Annotated in this window: 14 protein-coding genes; 7 read left to right on the top strand and 7 right to left on the bottom strand. The window is 71.3% G+C overall.

Annotated features, from left to right (window positions below; genetic code table 11):
• Positions 1–55: 55 nt before the first annotated feature.
• Positions 56–1,033: an NAD-dependent epimerase/dehydratase family protein gene (locus QP939_RS34920; RefSeq protein WP_285450583.1), complete on the bottom strand. Its 978-nt coding sequence runs from the start codon at positions 1,031–1,033 to the stop codon at positions 56–58.
• Positions 1,034–1,169: 136 nt separating this feature from the next.
• Between QP939_RS34920 and QP939_RS34925 the strand changes: the two genes are divergently transcribed.
• Positions 1,170–1,613: a MarR family winged helix-turn-helix transcriptional regulator gene (locus tag QP939_RS34925; RefSeq protein ID WP_285450584.1), complete on the top strand. Its 444-nt coding sequence runs from the start codon at positions 1,170–1,172 to the stop codon at positions 1,611–1,613.
• 23 nt (positions 1,614–1,636) lie between these two features.
• Here QP939_RS34925 and QP939_RS34930 read toward each other — a convergent pair whose 3' ends face one another.
• Positions 1,637–1,972: an EthD domain-containing protein gene (locus QP939_RS34930; RefSeq protein WP_285459917.1), complete on the bottom strand. Its 336-nt coding sequence runs from the start codon at positions 1,970–1,972 to the stop codon at positions 1,637–1,639.
• A 33-nt stretch (positions 1,973–2,005) separates the two neighbouring features.
• Between QP939_RS34930 and QP939_RS34935 the strand changes: the two genes are divergently transcribed.
• From QP939_RS34935 to QP939_RS34955, 5 genes are all read left to right on the top strand, one after another.
• Complete coding sequence (locus QP939_RS34935; protein ID WP_285450585.1) at positions 2,006–2,239, top strand: hypothetical protein; 234 nt, start codon at positions 2,006–2,008, stop codon at positions 2,237–2,239.
• An 87-nt stretch (positions 2,240–2,326) separates the two neighbouring features.
• On the top strand, positions 2,327–2,902 hold the full coding sequence (locus QP939_RS34940; protein ID WP_285450587.1) for a TetR/AcrR family transcriptional regulator: 576 nt from the start codon (positions 2,327–2,329) through the stop codon (positions 2,900–2,902).
• The gene (locus QP939_RS34945) at positions 2,899–4,329 is read left to right on the top strand and encodes an amidase (RefSeq protein ID WP_285450589.1); all 1,431 of its coding nucleotides are present in this window, start codon (positions 2,899–2,901) and stop codon (positions 4,327–4,329) included. The genes QP939_RS34940 and QP939_RS34945 overlap by 4 nt, the downstream gene beginning before the upstream one ends.
• Positions 4,330–4,342: 13 nt before the next feature.
• Complete coding sequence (locus QP939_RS34950) at positions 4,343–5,233, top strand: alpha/beta fold hydrolase (RefSeq protein WP_285450590.1); 891 nt, start codon at positions 4,343–4,345, stop codon at positions 5,231–5,233.
• Positions 5,230–6,537 carry an MFS transporter gene (locus QP939_RS34955; protein ID WP_285450591.1) on the top strand — a complete coding sequence of 436 codons (1,308 nt, stop codon included), beginning with the start codon at positions 5,230–5,232 and terminating at the stop codon, positions 6,535–6,537. The genes QP939_RS34950 and QP939_RS34955 overlap by 4 nt, the downstream gene beginning before the upstream one ends.
• A gap of 72 nt (positions 6,538–6,609) precedes the next feature.
• Here QP939_RS34955 and QP939_RS34960 read toward each other — a convergent pair whose 3' ends face one another.
• The 5 genes from QP939_RS34960 to QP939_RS34980 form a co-directional block, all read right to left on the bottom strand.
• Positions 6,610–7,095 carry a hypothetical protein gene (locus QP939_RS34960; protein ID WP_285450592.1) on the bottom strand — a complete coding sequence of 162 codons (486 nt, stop codon included), beginning with the start codon at positions 7,093–7,095 and terminating at the stop codon, positions 6,610–6,612.
• 109 nt (positions 7,096–7,204) lie between these two features.
• Positions 7,205–8,080, bottom strand: a complete 876-nt coding sequence (locus QP939_RS34965) for a hypothetical protein (protein ID WP_285450593.1) — start codon at positions 8,078–8,080, stop codon at positions 7,205–7,207.
• 13 nt (positions 8,081–8,093) lie between these two features.
• Positions 8,094–8,510: a hypothetical protein gene (locus QP939_RS34970; RefSeq protein ID WP_285450594.1), complete on the bottom strand. Its 417-nt coding sequence runs from the start codon at positions 8,508–8,510 to the stop codon at positions 8,094–8,096.
• A gap of 29 nt (positions 8,511–8,539) precedes the next feature.
• On the bottom strand, positions 8,540–12,373 hold the full coding sequence (locus tag QP939_RS34975) for an SGNH/GDSL hydrolase family protein (protein ID WP_285450596.1): 3,834 nt from the start codon (positions 12,371–12,373) through the stop codon (positions 8,540–8,542).
• A gap of 30 nt (positions 12,374–12,403) precedes the next feature.
• Positions 12,404–12,760, bottom strand: coding sequence for a hypothetical protein (locus tag QP939_RS34980; protein ID WP_285450597.1), 357 nt, complete (start codon positions 12,758–12,760; stop codon positions 12,404–12,406).
• 152 nt (positions 12,761–12,912) lie between these two features.
• Here QP939_RS34980 and QP939_RS34985 point away from each other — a divergent pair, with 152 nt between their 5' ends.
• Positions 12,913–15,699, top strand: coding sequence for an AfsR/SARP family transcriptional regulator (locus QP939_RS34985; RefSeq protein WP_285450598.1), 2,787 nt, complete (start codon positions 12,913–12,915; stop codon positions 15,697–15,699).
• Positions 15,700–15,904: the final 205 nt, after the last annotated feature.

A 15,904-nucleotide genomic window follows, 5' to 3' on the forward strand; every position in this document is an offset into this window, starting at 1 on the left:
GTAACGGCACCTCCCTTTCGGAACACTGTCCGCCGGCTTTCCGGCCGTAGTCACGCTACGAACGCATCTCCGCCAAGCCCTTCTCCAGCGGCACGTCGGGGGAGTAACCCAGCTCGGTCCTCGCGGCGGTGATGTCGTAGGAACGGTCACGGCCGGTCCAGCTCACGAGCCAGTTCGTCAACGGGGGCGCCGACTTGCGGCGGAGCAGGCGTGCGGCGCGCTCCATCACGGCCGCCACCGGCGCCGCGATCGCCATGGGGACGCTGCGGCTCTCGGACAGGTCCACGCCGCGGGCGGCCAGCAGGGGAGTGAGAAAGTCCCGGATCGGCATCGGGGTGCCGTCGGTGACGTAGTAGACGCCCCCGTGGCGGCCCCGCGTGAGCGCGAGGACGATCGAGCTGACCAGGTTCGCGACGTGGACGAAGTCGACGATGTGCTTGCCGTGGTCGATCCAGGAGAACCGGCCGGCCTCGGCGACTTCGGTCAGTTCGTCGAGCGTCGCCATGCCGCGGCCCCAGATGAACGGCGGCCGGAGCACCACCAGTTCGGTGTTCCCGCCGCGGGCGTTCGCCAGTGCGCGTTCGGTGGCCAGCTTGACCCGGCTGTAGGCGATGTTCGCCCGGCCTTCCGGCGTCGACTCGTCGACGACCGGACGACGCTGACTGCCCGTGGAGACGGACGCGGCACTGACGAGCACGAAGCGCCGCACCCCGGCCGCGACGCTCGCCGCGTGCAGGGCCACCGTCGGCACGTGATTGGCCTGTTCGAAGAGCGAGTCGGGTCCCCAGAACTCCATGCGGGCGGCGACGTGCACCACCGCGTCGACCTCCCGCAGCCGGGCGACCCAGGACGGCGCCTGGGCCTGGGAGAGGTCGGCGAGATCACCGAGAACGGGGTCGGCGCCGGCCGCACGCACGCGCTGGACGCTCGAGTCCGACCTGGCGAGCGCCAAGACCTCGTGTCCTTCGGCGACCAGACGGTGGACGAGCGCGTTGCCGACGAAACCACTGCCGCCGGTGACGAAGATCTTCATGCTTCCACTCCTCGCGCGCGGTCTCGCCGAACGCATTGGCATCGAATAGTTTGGCGTCGATGTATCGACGTCTATGTAACCTGCCGTAGGATGGGGTGTCAAGGAAGAGGTGGCGATGGCCGGAGCGAGGAAAAGCGTGACCGCGGCGCAGGTCGCGGACGAGTTCAGCCGTGCGGCGAAGGTCCTCGTGCGGCGCTTCGACGAGCGGCTGGGCGAGCACGGCGTGTCGACGCCGAGGTCCCGGCTGGTGGTCGAGGTGGCCCGGTCACAGCCCGTCCGGGTCACCGAACTCGCGCTCGCGATCGGCATCACCCAGGGGACCGCGTCGTCTCTCGTGGAGGCGCTCGTCCGCGACGGACTGCTCGAGCGCCAGGCCAGCGCGGACGACCGCCGGTCGGTGTTCCTCCGCGTGACCGCGCAAGGAGCCGCGCTGGCGCAGGAGTGGACGGCCGGCTACGAACGGGCGGCGGAAGAGCTGTTCAGTCCACTCAGCTCGGAACAGCTGTCCACATTGGCCGAAATTCTGGGGATTCTCGGCGCGGACGAGGCGGATGCCGACGGGGCCGCCCGGCTCGGCTGAGGCGACCCCGTCGGTGTCCGTGACTAGCCGCGGTCGACGACCACGTCCTCTTCGCAGATGATCCGCCCGAAGTTCGAGAGATCGATGAAGTTCTCGTGGTCCGGGTCGACGATCTTCAGGAAGTTGTCGCTGAAGAACAGGGCTTCGAGATCGGCCATGCTGTCGAACCAGGCCTCGACCACCGAGTCGTACTCCGGTTCGGGGTACCGGGGTGCGGCGACCGGGTAGGACACGACGAACCGGCGGATGTAGCGCTCCGACTCGGGGATCGACATCAGCAGCGGCCGATGGATCTTTCGCTGGTAGTGGGTGAATTCCTCGTGGGTCATGTCCTTCCGGCGCTTCAGCGTGATGACCATCTTGATCACGGGTGGCTGCCTTTCTTCCGTTGATTGCGGGAAATCGGTGGGGGCTGTGCGCTCCGAAGCCGCCGCTCGCTGCACGTCGGCAACCTGTCCGTGCGCACCACGACGATGCTGCTCGAGGAGAACCCCCGCATCCGGGTCGTGGTGTACCAACCGGCGGATCGCACCACGGAGGAGCGCCTCGAGGAGCTGGCCAGCCGCATCGCCCGCGGCGCGATCGACGGCCCGGCGAAGGTACGGCGCCTGCGCCCGGCGACCTGACGGGACTACCCGGGGCTATTTCTTGCGCCGCGCTCGGAAGGCGCCTACTCTCCATTTCACTACAACTTGTAGCGTAATGGAGGCGGTATGGCCGGTCGTCGCCGAGACCCCGATCTCGAGGAGCGGCTCACCGCGGCCGCGTGGTCGCTGCTGCAGAGCGAGGGCTACGACGCGCTGAAGCTGACCGAGGTCGCGGCGCGCGCCCACGCCCACCGCACCGACGTCTACCGGCGGTGGACGAGCAAGGCGCAGCTCGTCGTCGACGTGCTCGCCCGGCACCTGCCTCCCGTTTCGGATCCCGACACCGGGACCCTCCGCTCGGACCTGCGGGCGATCGTCGAGGACTTCGCGGCTTCCTGGTCCTCGTCCTGGATCGACGGGCTCATGGGGCTCGTCGCCGATCTGCACCGGGACCCCGACGCCGAGCTGAATTTCCGGAGGATGGCCGAGGGCCGCGGCGAACCACTGCGCGACGCCATCACCCGGGCCGTGCGGCGCGGCGAGATCGGCGAACCGCCGGACCTGTCCCTCGTCGGCGATCTGATCGAGGGGCCGCTGATGCACCGCCGGATGCTGGGGCGGCAACCGCTGACGCCGGAGTACCTCGACGCCCTCGCCGCCCTGGCGCACAGGGTGCTGACCGGGACCACGGTGGCGCCGTGAGCGAACCGTACGAACTTTCCGCCGTGGCCCAACTCGCGGCTCTGCGCGCGGGCGACGTCAGCTCCCGGGAGCTGACGGAGCACTACCTGGGCCGCATCGAGAAGTTCGATGGCGGACTCGGCGCGTTCACCACCGTCGCGCCGGACCTCGCCCTCGACGAAGCCGCTCGCGCGGACCACCGCATCGCCCGCGGGGAGTCGGCGCCCCTGCTGGGACTTCCCTTGGGCATCAAGGACCTGTACCCGGCCGCGGGACTGCGGACGACCTTCGGCTCCGCCGCCCTGGCGGAGTTCCGCCCGCAAGCCGATACCTGGACGGTCGGGTTGCTGCGCCAAGCCGGTGCGGTCCTCGTCGGCAAGACCACCACCGCGGAGTTCGGCGCCACCTGCTTCACCGACACCGCCGTGACCGGGCGGCCGACCGTCACCCCGTACGACCCGACGCGGTACGCGAGCGGTTCCAGCGCAGGCGCGGCCGCCGCGGTCGCCGCGGGGCTGCTGCCGCTGGCCCACGCGGGCGACGGGGCCGGGTCGACCCGCACACCCGCGGCGACCTGCCACCTCGTCGGTGTGAAGCCGAGCCGGGGGCTGCTCAGCTCGTCGGTGCCGCTGACGTCCTTGGCCGGCACGACGATCGAAGGCCCCATCGCCCGGACCGTCGGGGACGCGGCGCTGCTGCTGGACGTGATGGCGCGGCCCTGGAACGGCGATCCGGACGGCTGGCGGCCGGACGACAACTTCGCCGACGCCGTCGAGCGGCTACCCGCGCGGCCGCTGCGCGTCGCCGTGTGGACGGACCCGGGCTTCGGCGGTGCTCGGCAGCATCCGGAGGTGGTCCGCGCCGTAGAACGCACGGCGACCCGGCTCCAGGAGCTGGGGCATGACGTGCGGGAGGTGCGGATCCCGGCCAGGTGTGACGATCCGGTGCGCTCGGCGCTGCGCACGCACTTCGCCGCCTCCGTCCACGCCGCGGTGCGGTCGCTGGTTCCGCCCGGTCGGCGGGAACAGCTCCTGCCGTACACCCGGTACCTGTGCGCCGAAGGGGAAGCGCTTTCCGGAGCGGACCTCTTCGCGGCGAACCGGGTGCTGGCCCACTACGCAAGCGCCTTCCTGACGGCCTTGGCGGGCTTCGACGTCGCACTGACCCCGGTGACGAACGGGCCGCCGGTGCCGCTCGGGCACTTCGAGGCCGGTGGGGTGGCGGGGATCGCCGACGCGATGCTGGCTTGGTCGGCCCCGACGCCGTGGGCCAACTGGACCGGTCAGCCCGCGGTGGCCTTGCCGTCGCATGTGGACGGTGACGGGCTTCCGTACGGCGTGCAGCTCGTCGGACGCCGCCGCGACGACGCGTCGCTGCTCGCGCTCGCCGCCCAGCTCGAAACTTCCGCTCTGTGGACCGACGTCCATCCGTCCTGCTGGGATGAGTGAAAGGCAGCGCCCGATGAAAACGAGCCACCTCGATCCGGGTCCCGGGCTGACCGAGAAGTCCGTCGCGCTGCCCGACGGGCGGCGGCTGCGAGCCGTCACCGCCGGTGAGGGGGACGGGCCGCTGGTCGTGTTCGAGGCCGGGATGAGCGCCCCGGCCGCGTCGTGGGTGCACACCCAGCGCGAGATCGCCGCGCGCACCCGCACGGTGTCCTACGACCGGGCGGGCTACGGCGGCAGCGATCCGGACCCGCACGACCGCACGATCGAGCGGATCGCGGACGACCTCACCGGTCTCCTCGACGGTCTCGGGGAGACCCGGCCCGTCGTCCTGGTCGGGCACAGCTGGGGCGGGCCGGTCATCCGGCTGTTCGCCGAGCGCCACCCGCACCGCGTCGCGGGCCTGGTCTTCGTCGACGCGACCGTCGCCGAGGTCGTGAGCGGCCGCGGCACGCACATCCTGTCCTGGTCCTTCGGGGTGCTGGCCGTGCTCGCGCGCCTGGGCGGGCGGAAGCTGGTCGTGAAACTGACCGTGCCGCACGTGTCCCGCGCCATCGCGGCGTCCGATGTGGACATCATCACGCGCGACTACGCGTGCGCCCGGGCGATGCGCGCCGCGCGCCGCGAAGCGGCTCAGGTGGTCCCGGCGCTGGCGACGATGCGACGGCTCCAGGCCGCCGGAACCCCGGACGTCCCGACGATCTGCCTGCAGGCCGGGCGGATCGACCGCGGGATGTCCCGGGCGCGCCCGCGGTTCAACCGGGTCGCGGCCGAGCTCATGGCCGCCGTGCCGAACGGGCGGGCGGTCGTCGTCGAGGGCACCGGGCACCTCATCCCGCAGGAGAATCCCGCGGTCGTGCGCGACGCGATCCTCGAGGTCGTCGAAGCCTCGGCAGGCCGACGGTGATCCCCGACGCGGTCGCGCCGACCGCCGGGACGTCCACCGCCGGTTCGGCCACCGCTCAGGGGCGGCTCATCGGCGCACTGGTCGGCACGAACGCCGCCGGGTACATCAGCATCGCGGTGCCGATGAACCTGCTGCTGATCACCCACCTCACCGCGATCGCCGGCGCCGGCGCGACGTCGGCGTTCAGCCTGGTGACCGGCATCGGCGGCGTGGTGGGGCTGCTGGCGAACCCGCTCGGCGGGCGGATCAGCGACCGGACGGCCGCCCGGTTCGGCCGGCGCCGCACGTGGATCCTCACCGGCGGTCTCGGCGCGGCGATCCTGCTCGCGGTGATGGGCTGGACGACCGAGGTCTGGCAGGTGGCACTCGGCTGGGCCCTCATCACGGCCCTGGTCATGGTCCAGCTCGCCGCGAGCGCGGCGCTCGCCGCCGACCAGGTGGCCCCGGAGCGGCGCGGGGTGGCGTCGGGTGTGGTGGCGTTCGTGGCACTGGCCGGGCCCGCCGTGGGTTTCGCCGTGGTGAGCGTCCTGCCGGCGATTCCCTGGCTGCAGTGGGGTGTGGTCGGCGTGCTGAGCGCCGCGGGCGTGCTCATGGCCGTCCTGCTCGTGCGCGATCCCCGCCACCGGATCCCGGCGGCCGAACCGCGGCTCAGCTTGGCGATCATCCTGCGGTCGTACTGGGTCAGCCCGCGCAGGCACCCCGCCTTCGGCTGGGCGTGGGCGGTGCGCTTCCTGATCACCGCGGCCTGGGCGTCGAACAGTTACCTGGCCTTCGTGTTCACGCAGCGGTTCGCCGTCCCGGCCGCCGCGGTCCCGGGCATGATCTTCCTGCTGACCCTGATCGGCATCGCGTGCGTCGCCGTCACGGCCTGGCTGACCGGCTGGCTGTCCGACCGGATCCGGCGGCAGAAGCCGTTCGTGTTCACCGGCGGCCTAGTGCTCGCCGCCGGACTGGTCCTGGTGGCGCTCTCGCCGAGCGTTCCGGTGGTGTACCTCGGCACGGCGGTCATGTCGCTGGGTTACGGCGCTTTCTTGGCCACGGACTTCGCGCTCTGCTTGCGCGTGCTGCCCGACCCCGGCTCGGCGGGCAAGGACTTCGCGGTGCTCAACATCGCGAGCACGCTGCCCGTCGCGGTGGTGCCGTTCGTGGCCCCGGCACTCCTCGCGGCGGGCGGGTTCTTCACCATGTTCGCCTGCCTCGCCGCGTTCAGCGTGGCCGGTGCGCTGTGCGTGGCTCGGGTGCCCGACATCGGCCAAGAAGGCCAGGCCCGGTTCGCCGCGATCACCAGAACGGCCACCGGCTGACCCAGGGCGTAGCGCTTCGAGCCACGGCCGCACCTTCCGCTGCGGCCGTGGCTCGAGTCCCGCGTCAGTGCCTCAGACGCTCGCGGTCGTGCCGAGGGACAGGTAGTTGATCACTTCGTCGGTGACGTCGCCCTGTGCCAGCACCCGGTCCGTGCTGACGAGCGTCTTCCCGAAGCAGACCGACCACGAGTTCGCGCCGACGCCCGACCGGGCGCACACCCAGTTGCCCAGCGGGAAGCCGGAAACCGCGGAGTACAGGTCGGGCAGCGCCTTGATCCGGTAGACGCTGGAGCGGTTGTTGCGCACGATCACCGCCGCCTGGACGCTGCGGTGGTCCGTCGACCTGATCGCGCACGCCTGCGCCTTGATGCCGGTGTCGAAGTCCTTCGTGGTGGTGCACCGCCACGTGCTGGCGCTCGACGTGATCGGGTTGGTGTTGCCGTAGGCACGCCAAGTGCCGGTCGACGTCTCCGACGCCGTCGCGGGCGTCGCCAGGCTCGTCGCGAGCAGAGCCGTGATGGCCGCGGCCGATGCCGCCGCCCTTCGTGAAAGACGCATGTCGATCCTTCCCCTCGATTCGGAACAACGTGACCGGATCATTCGACCGACGTCGGCTGTCTCCCGGCTTTCGGAACGCTTTCTCGCCCGGACTCCGGCGATGAGCTCGTCACCGGCCCAGCAACGGCGCCGCCGCCTTCAGCTGCGTCTCGGTTTCGGACCGGTACCGGTCCAGGTCCGACTGGTGCTGGGAAACCAGCCGCTTCTGGTAGGCGATGATGACCGCCAGCCAGGTGCCCGTGACGTTCTCCCGGACGCGGCAGGCGACATCCGCCCGGGCCGTCGCGATCTCCTGCGCGGTGGGCTCGCCGGTGCCGAACGCGGGGTCGTTGTTGGCGGCCCACGGGTCGCGGTAGTCGAAACCCGCCGCGTTCATGCAGGTGCGCCAACGGCCGAACGCGGCGACGACGCGGCTGTCCGCCTCCGCCCTCGTGTACGACTCCGAAACCAGGGCGATCACCCGGTTCTCCTGGCTCGGGTTGTGCTCCGCCAACGCGTGCTGCGCCTGGGCCGCGCAGCCGCCGACCGGGACCGTCACCCCGTTGACCGTGCTCTTTCCCGCTCCGCTCAGCACCCCCAGCGTCACGGTGTCCGGCGTCTTCTCGGCGGCCTTCGCCCGGTCCGTTGCCGCGATGTCGGCGGCGTGCGGGCTCTTGTACCCGAACCGGGCGGCCTCGTCGGCCGAAATCACGCCGATCGGCCGGTCGAAGTTCGGGGTGGCGGTCCGCTCGGGGAGCGGGTAGTCGATCCCGTACCGCGCCAGGCAGCCCTGGACCGCCCGGTCGTAGGCCCGGCCCAGGGTGAGTTGTTCGTCGGGTCGCGTGCGGAACGCGGCCAGCGGGAACTCGACGTCGGAATAGGCCGTGATCGCGGGGAGGGCGTCGATCGAGGGCTCGCCCGTCTCCGTCGGCGCGCCCGTGGCCACGCCGCAACCGGAAACGCCGAGCGCGACCAGCGCCAGTGCGACCTGGATTCTCTTGCTCATCGTCGTCCTTTCCTCAGCAGCTCTGCCAGTAGTGGCTCGACGCCTTGTCGTTGTCGGCCGTGCCGACCCAGTTGACCAGCCCGTTGCCGGGGTGGACGAATTCGCTCGTGGTGAACCAGAGCTCCGACGAGTAGTTCGCGTTCATGAAGGACCGCAGGCAGTTGTAGGTGCCGGTGCCCCAGTCCTGGTACGAGCTGATGATGTCGTTGGCCGAGCCGTTCCGGAGCCCGTTGAGCTGCAGGCAGGACCGCGGCCGGTTGTAGTTGCTGTCACTGCCGGACCAAACGCATTCCTTGGGTGCGTAGTCGACTCCTTGGTAACCGCAGTAGTAGGTCAGCGCGCAGGCCGCGGCGGCCGGTGGCGCGGCGGCGACGGTCACCGCCGCCACCCCGAGCGTGAGCGCCGCCGCGGCGGTCAGGGCACGGTTCATCGGACTTCCTTTCTTCGGCGGGATTTCGGTCAGGGGTAGCCGATTTCGTCGAGCTTGCGGCGGAGCACCGTCGCGTAACCCGTCGTGCCGTCGCCGTTGGGGTGGAACGATTCCCGGCTCAAGCAGGCCACTTCCGAGAACCCGAAGCAGAACGGGCTGGACTTGTCCCCGGTGTGGAAGTCGCCTTCACCGTTCGCGCCGATCCTGATCTTGTGGAGCCATTCGACGGAGTCGCATCCGCCGTGACCGACGAAGTCGCCGATCGTGCCGGCCGCGTACACCGGTGCGCCGGCGGCGCGCGCGGCGTCGGCGACCTCCTTCTGCTTGGCGGCCGTGTACCCGGCCAGTTCGGCCAATGCCGCGACTTCCGGCATGCCGACGTACCCGGAGCCGGCGCACTTCACCGTCCGGCTGAACAGCTCGGGGTAGGACATCAGGACGATCTTGGCGTTCGGTGCCTTGGCGTGGATCAGGGAAACCGTGGAGGCCAGCTTGGTCTTCGTGCGATCGATGATGTCCTTGTACCGGGGCAGGTACGTGTCGTCGTCGGCGCAGCTGCCGAGACCCGAGCATTCGGTCACCGCGTTGACGAAGGCGTTGTCGTCGTTCCCGCCGAGGGAGAGGGTGACCAGGGTCGTGTTCTCGTCGAGCACACCCGAGTCGATCTGGGCGATCTCGTGGAACTGGCCTTCACCGGTGTCGTGTCGCTCGGGGTCGTCCCACGACCACGGGTGGACGGGGGTGCCGCCGTCCGAGCCGGTGACGTTCCAGGTCTTGGCTCCGGAGCAGGCGACGAAACCGAGTTCGAAGTTCGGGTGGAAGCCGTCCGACAGGCCGCCGAGGCTCTGGCCGGTGCCCGGCAGGACCAGTTTTCTCGGCCAGGCGCCGGCACTGCGCCGGCAGGCGTTCCACCGGTGGGTGCCGTGGTTGCTGTCGGACTCCGCGAAGTAGCCGCCCGCCCCTTCCCCGGAGGCGTACGAGTCGCCGAGCGCGGCGACGATGTGCTGCGGTTTCCGCGGCAACGGCTGCACGGCCGCGGCGTCCCAGGCGATGCGCTCGGTTCCCTTGCCGTCGTGGGTGATGTTCGACAGCCGCAGTTTCGGCGCGCCGGTGAGGTTGTACACGCCGAGGGAGACCCAGCCGTTGTGCTGGATTTCCTGGTTGAGGTAGCGCGTCTTGTCGAAGACGCCGTCGCCGTTCAGGTCGATCTCGTAGCGGGCCTGCTGGGTGCGGGCGCCCACGAGGGGCAGGTGCACGAGGACGCGGCCCCACCCGCCGACCGGGTCCCGCCAGCTCCACGTGCCGCTGGCGCGCATGATCGAGCCGCCGTAGGTGTTGCTCATCCAGAAGTGGCCGCGGAACCCGGTGCCGATCTGGTGCACGTCGATCTTGCCGCGGTACGTGCCGAGCCCGTCGCCGGCGAAGTCGAACCGGAAGCCGCCGGCCTCGGGGTAGGCCATCGAACACCCGGGGCGGACGGACGGCACCGCGGCGGCGACGTCGTCGATGATCCGGGCGTTGTCGGGCAGGCCGGTGAAACCGCAGTTCGGCGGGTAGGCGGTCCCGTCGTCCTGGTAGGCGTAGCCGGGGTCGAACCGGATGAACTGCATCCCGCAGTCCGGGGTGCAGCCCGGCTTCCACGCCGTCGACACGTGGAACCAGCACCTGAAGTCCGCGCGCAGGCAGGGATCGACCCCCGTGCCGGCGTTGGCGGGATTGCACTCGTTCATGCCGCCGCAGAACTGGCCGACCGGTGGCTTCACCGAGTCCCGGTAGTCGTCGCGGTTCCACCCGGCCGGGCGGAAGGCGGGGACCATGACGTCGGGGGATTCGATGAGCTGGACCGGGTAGCCCGCGTACCCGAGCACCTTTTCCGGGTAGGGCCAGTCGCCCGGGTGCCGTCCGTCGTCGGGGTTCTTCATGAACGGTGCCCGGCCCCGGTCGTAGCGGGGGTTGATCGGGTTGTTGAACCAGCCGACGCCCCAGGCCCCGTCGTTCGCGCTCGCCTGGCTCTTCGGGTAGTAGCCGGAGTTGTACGCCCACAGGGCGAGGAACCAGTTCTCCAGGAAGGCGGGGTTGCCGCCGTTGAGCAGCACGCCGTCGTCGTGCAGCGCGTTCCACTTGCCGGCGAGGATGCGCTGGCCCTGGAGGACGTTGCGCACGAAGTCGAGGGCCATCGCGCGCTGGTCGTCGGTCGTCTGGCCGTTCAGCTTCATGCCGTCGGTGATCTGCATGACGCCGTAGCCGCAGTCGGCGTGCGCGAAGTCGATCAGCCACTGGGAGACGTCGCCCGACCGATCCTCGACACCGTAGTAGTTGCCGATGAGCGGATTGGACGTCACCCCGGGGACCGCGAACCAGGCCGCCTGGGACATGTTCGACTCGGCGAGGCTGATCCCGAGCAGGACCTGCGCGGGGATGTGGCCGCCACCGGACAGGTCCGTCTGCCCGGCGCTGTCGACCGAGTAGGCGGGCATGCCCAGGTTCTTCCAGTTCGCCGGCCGGGACACGTGCAGGCTGTCGGTGACCAGCTGGTCCACCGCCCACTCGACCTGGCGTGGCTTGGGCTGCATCGCCTGGTCGCGCGGGTCGTTGCGGGGCACGGCACAGGTGCGCAGGCCGGCGTCCGCGGGATCGGCCGGGTCCCCGGCGGCGACGGCCGAGCTCAGCGCGGGACTGAGTTCGGCGCCGGCTCCACCCATCGCGGTGGGCAGCGCGGTCAGGGTGAACTCCTTGCCGGTCGCGAGAGCCGTCGCGGTGATGTCGACGGGCAGTTCGGCGGCCCGGTCGGACGGCGTGAGCTTCGGGTCGCGGCGGTCCGCGGGGGACACGGCGGTGACCGCGATCGCGCCGGTCAGCGACATCCGCGCCGTGCGGGCCACGCTGTTCACCCGAACCCCGCCGGGCAGCGCGCCGGACTGGGCGCGGGTGCCCGTCCCGGTGAGGACCACGGCCCCGCGCGCCGCGGCGCTGATCCCCAGCGAGGTGACCTCGCCGGTGGCGAGGGTGGTCGTGGTCGCCACGCCCGCCGCGTCGAACACCAGGCGGCGGGCCTGCGCCTGCCGGTCGTCCCCGCTCTGCAGGAACACGACGCCGCCGTCCCGGTCGGCCGCCATCCGGTAGGGGACGCCCGCCGCTTCGGCGAGCACCGTGGTGCGTCCCGACGGCGCCACCGACACCACCGCGTTGCCCGCGGCCGCGACGATCCCGCGGCCGGTGGGCACCGGCGACGTCACCTGGCCCTCGACCACGATCGGGGTCCCGAGCTTGGCGGTGGCCGCGTCGAGGACGTGCAGCCGGGTCTTCTGCAGGCTGTCACCGCCGCCCTGCGTCAGGACCGCGGATTCGCCGGTTCCGCAGCCGGGGTTGAAGTAAGCGAGGCTGGTCGTGATCGGGAGCTTCGTGACGGCCCCGCTGGTCAGGTCCACGACCGCGACGAAGCCGCCGCGTTCGGCGAGGTAGTCCCGGTTGGTGAAATGGCGCGGGGCGTAGACGACCACCGCGCGCTGCCCGGAACCGGTGACGCACGTGTTCCCGATCCACTGGTCGGTTTCGATGCCGGGTTCGGACAGCGTCGCGATCGTCCGCCACGCGTACCCGTCGGCGGAGTCGGCGGCCAGGACGTGCAGACCGGTGGCGTCCCCGCTCGTCACGACCGCCTTGTCCGCCGTGTCACGCCAGCCCGCACCCAGCACCTCCGCCCGTTGCGCCGTTGGCACGGCACTTCCGGCCGGTTCGGGCGTCGCGGCGGAGGCTGACGCGGTGGCTGTTCGCGCGGGCGCGAGCAGGGCGGCCGAGGCCAGCCCCAGCGCGAGCAGAGCGGCGGTGGTCCGGCGGCCCGGCGGCCGGGACAGAGTGCGCATGACGACTCCCCGATGGACTGCGAAGGTTGGCTACACGCAAGGGGCGATGTTGGGATTCGGGTCGTGCCCCGTCGCCAGGTTGTTGCCGTGGACCACGCCTTCGCGGTAGCCCGGCCGGTTCGCGAGGTACCAGATGCCGGAGGCGGAGTCATCGAAGTAGCAGTTGATCTCGACGATGGCGCCCTGGGGAATGGTGTAGAAGTACGGGCCGCCGATGTACTGGTACACCGGGGCGTTCGCGACCGCGCTGCTGCACCACTGCCCGCCGCACCGCCAGACCGACGCTTCGGCGGAGCCGACCGCCAGCGTCACCGAGCCCGCCAGGGTGAGCGCCGCGACGCCGGCCGCGCGCGCCAGTCCTCGTCCGTTCTTCGGAAAACCGTTCATCGATCGTCCCCCCGCTGAGGAATTCGCGGCCGTGACCACCACGGCACCTCACGACGGTGTCCTGCCGACTGGACCGATTTCTTGCGTTCCCCTTGAATCCGCTGGTCAGGGCTGCTATTCCTGGCCACGGAAGACCGACTGCGGGGGGACTGATGGCGGAATTCCACGTGCTGGGGGACGTCGAGGTCGTCCTCGACGGCGCCCCGATCGACGTCGGCGCGGCGCGGCAGCGATGCGTTCTCGCGGCGTTGCTGATCGATGCCGGTTCCGTGGTGCCGGACGACCGGCTCATCGGCCGGATCTGGGGGGACCAGCCGCCGTTGCGTGCCCGTACCTCGCTGCACAGCTACATCTCGCGGTTGCGCCGGGCCCTGGCGGACGTGGCGGGTGTGGCCGTCGTGCGGCGGTCGGGTGGCTATTGCCTGACCCACGATCCGGAGCGGGTGGTGGTGGACCTGCACCGGTTCCGCGGCCTGCGCGCCCGTGCCCGCGCCGATGCCGACGACGCCACGGCGGTGCGATCGCTGGCCGAAGCACTCGGACTGTGGCGGGGGCTTGCCTTGAGCGGGCTCGAAGGTGAGTGGGCGGAGACCGAACGTGAGCGGCTGGAGCAGGAGCGGCTGGCCGCGTTGCACGAGCTGGCCGACGTCCGGCTCCGCCTCGGCCAGGGCGGTGATCTGGTGGGCGAACTGGTCGCGCGGGCCGGGGCGCATCCGCTCGACGAACGGGTCGCCGGTCAGTGCATGCTGGCCCTGCACCAGGCCGGGTGCACCGCCGACGCGCTCGAGCACTACCGGCGGCTGCGCGAGCGGCTGGTCGAGGAGCTCGGGATCGAACCGGGCTCCGCTCTGCAGGACCTGCACCGGCAGATCCTGAACGCGGATCCGGCCCTGGCCGGCAAAACGGAGTCGCCGGGCACGTTCGTGACGCCCCGGCAGTTGCCCGCCGCCCCCGCGTCGTTCGTCGGCCGCCAGGACGTGCTGGACCGACTGGACGTCGTGGACGCGGGCGACACGGTGGTGATATCGGCGATCGCCGGGGCGGGGGGAATCGGCAAGACCGGACTGGCCCTGCACTGGGCGCACCGGCGACTCGACCGCTTCCCGGACGGGCAGCTGTTCGTGGACCTGCGCGGCTTCAGCCCGGAGGGCAAGCCCATGGACCCCGCCGTGGCACTGCGCGGCTTTCTCGGCTCACTCGGCGTCGAGCCCGGTCGTGTCCCGGTCGACCCGCACGCCCGGGCCGCGCTGTTCCGCAGCCTGGTGGCGGGCAAACGGATGCTGCTCGTGCTCGACAACGCCGTCGACGCGGCCCAAGTGCTCCCGTTGCTGCCCGGCGGTGGACCGTGCACGGTCCTGGTCACCAGCCGCAACCGGCTGCCGGGCCTGCTCAGCGGGCACGCCGCGCGCCACCTGCCGCTGGACGTGCTCGACGGCGCCGAGGCCCGCGCGCTGCTGACCGGCAGTCTCGGCGCGGCGCGAACCGCCTCGGAACCGGCGGCGGTCGAGGAACTCGTCCGGTTGTGCGGCGGGTTCCCCTTGGCACTGAACATCCTCGCCGGGCACGCGCTGACCCGGCCCCGGCTCCCGCTCGCGGCCCTCGCCGCCGAGCTGCGTGACTTCGGCCTGGCCGCCCTCGACGGCGACGACCCCGCCGCCAGCCTGACCGACGTGCTGGCCTGGTCGCACCGCGCCCTCGCCCCCGGCCGGCTCACCGTGTGGTTGCTACTGGCCTCGGCTCCCGGCCGGGAAATCGGCCTGCCGGCCGCCGCCGCGCTGGCCGGACTGTCCGCGGACGAAACCCGGGCGATCTTGCGCGGCCTGGAGCAAACCTCGCTGGTCGAACAGAACACAGCCGGTCGCTACTCGATGCACGACCTCATCCGGCGCCACGCCGCCGACGCCGCGCGAGCCCTTCCCGAGGACGAACGGACGGCCGCGCTGCGCCGGGTCGTCGACTTCTACCTGCACACGGCGCACGCGGCCGACCGGCTGCTGGATCCCTACGCCCCGCTGATGCCCCTCGGCAGCCCGGCCGCGGGAGTGAGCCCGGAACACCTGGCCGACGTCTCGAGCGCCTCGGCCTGGATGACCACCGAGCACGAGCAGCTGCTGGCCGCCCAGCGGACCGCGGCCCGGCACGGGTGGCACGAGACGGCCTGGCAGTTCGCCTGGGTTCTGGCGACTTTCCAGCTCCGGCAGGGCCTCCGGCACGAGTCCCTCACGACGTGGCTGACCGCGCTCGAGGCTGCCGGGCACCTGGCCACGGCCGACCCGGCCATCCCCATCCGCACCCACCGGCTCCTCGGGTACGCGTACTGCCAGGTGGAACACCACGAGGAAGGCATCGGCCACCTGAACCGCGCACTCGAGCTCGCGGAACACCACGGTGACGCCACGGAGCAGGCCCACACCCACCGGCTGCTGACCCGGGCGTGGGGATATCGCGGCGATTTCCGCCGGGCGCTGCAGCACGCCGAACGGACGCTCGCGCACTTCCGCGGCGTCGACGAGCCGAGCAAGGAAGCGGAGGCGCTCAACGCGGCGGGCTGGTGCAACGCCGTCCTCGGCGAATTCGCCGTCGCGCGCTCTCGTTGCGAAGCCGCTCTGAAGTTGTTTCGCGACCAGGAGAACATCGACGGTGAAGCGGCCGCTTTGGACAGTCTCGGCTACATCGACCACCACAGCGGTCAGTACGACCGGGCCATCCGCAAGTACCGGCAGGCCGTTGCCCTGCAACACCGGCTCGGCAACACGAACGGCGCGGCGGACACCCTGGACAACCTCGGCCATTCCCACGTCGCGCTCGGGGGCATCGACGAAGCTCGCACGGCCTGGCAGGAGTCCTTGGAGCTTTATCGCGCCCAGGGACGCGCCGACGCCGTGGAGCGGGTGCTCCGGCAACTCGACACGTTGATCCCTGCGCACCAGCGAAGCTGAGCCGCTCGGGCAGTGATTCCACAGTGGACGGGCACGGATCCGGCCTCGATCCACCCTGGGCGGTGGTAGCGTCGGTGCTCCACGCAAGAGGAGTGGAGTGGGCGCGATGTCCGACGGTGATCTGCAGTCCATCGTGGACGAACTGGCCGAACGCCTGCGCCGCTCGGTGGCCATCGACGACCCCGCCATCCGGCTGCTCGCCGCC

Source organism: Amycolatopsis nalaikhensis (assembly GCF_030264295.1).
Taxonomy (GTDB): domain Bacteria; phylum Actinomycetota; class Actinomycetes; order Mycobacteriales; family Pseudonocardiaceae; genus Amycolatopsis; species Amycolatopsis nalaikhensis.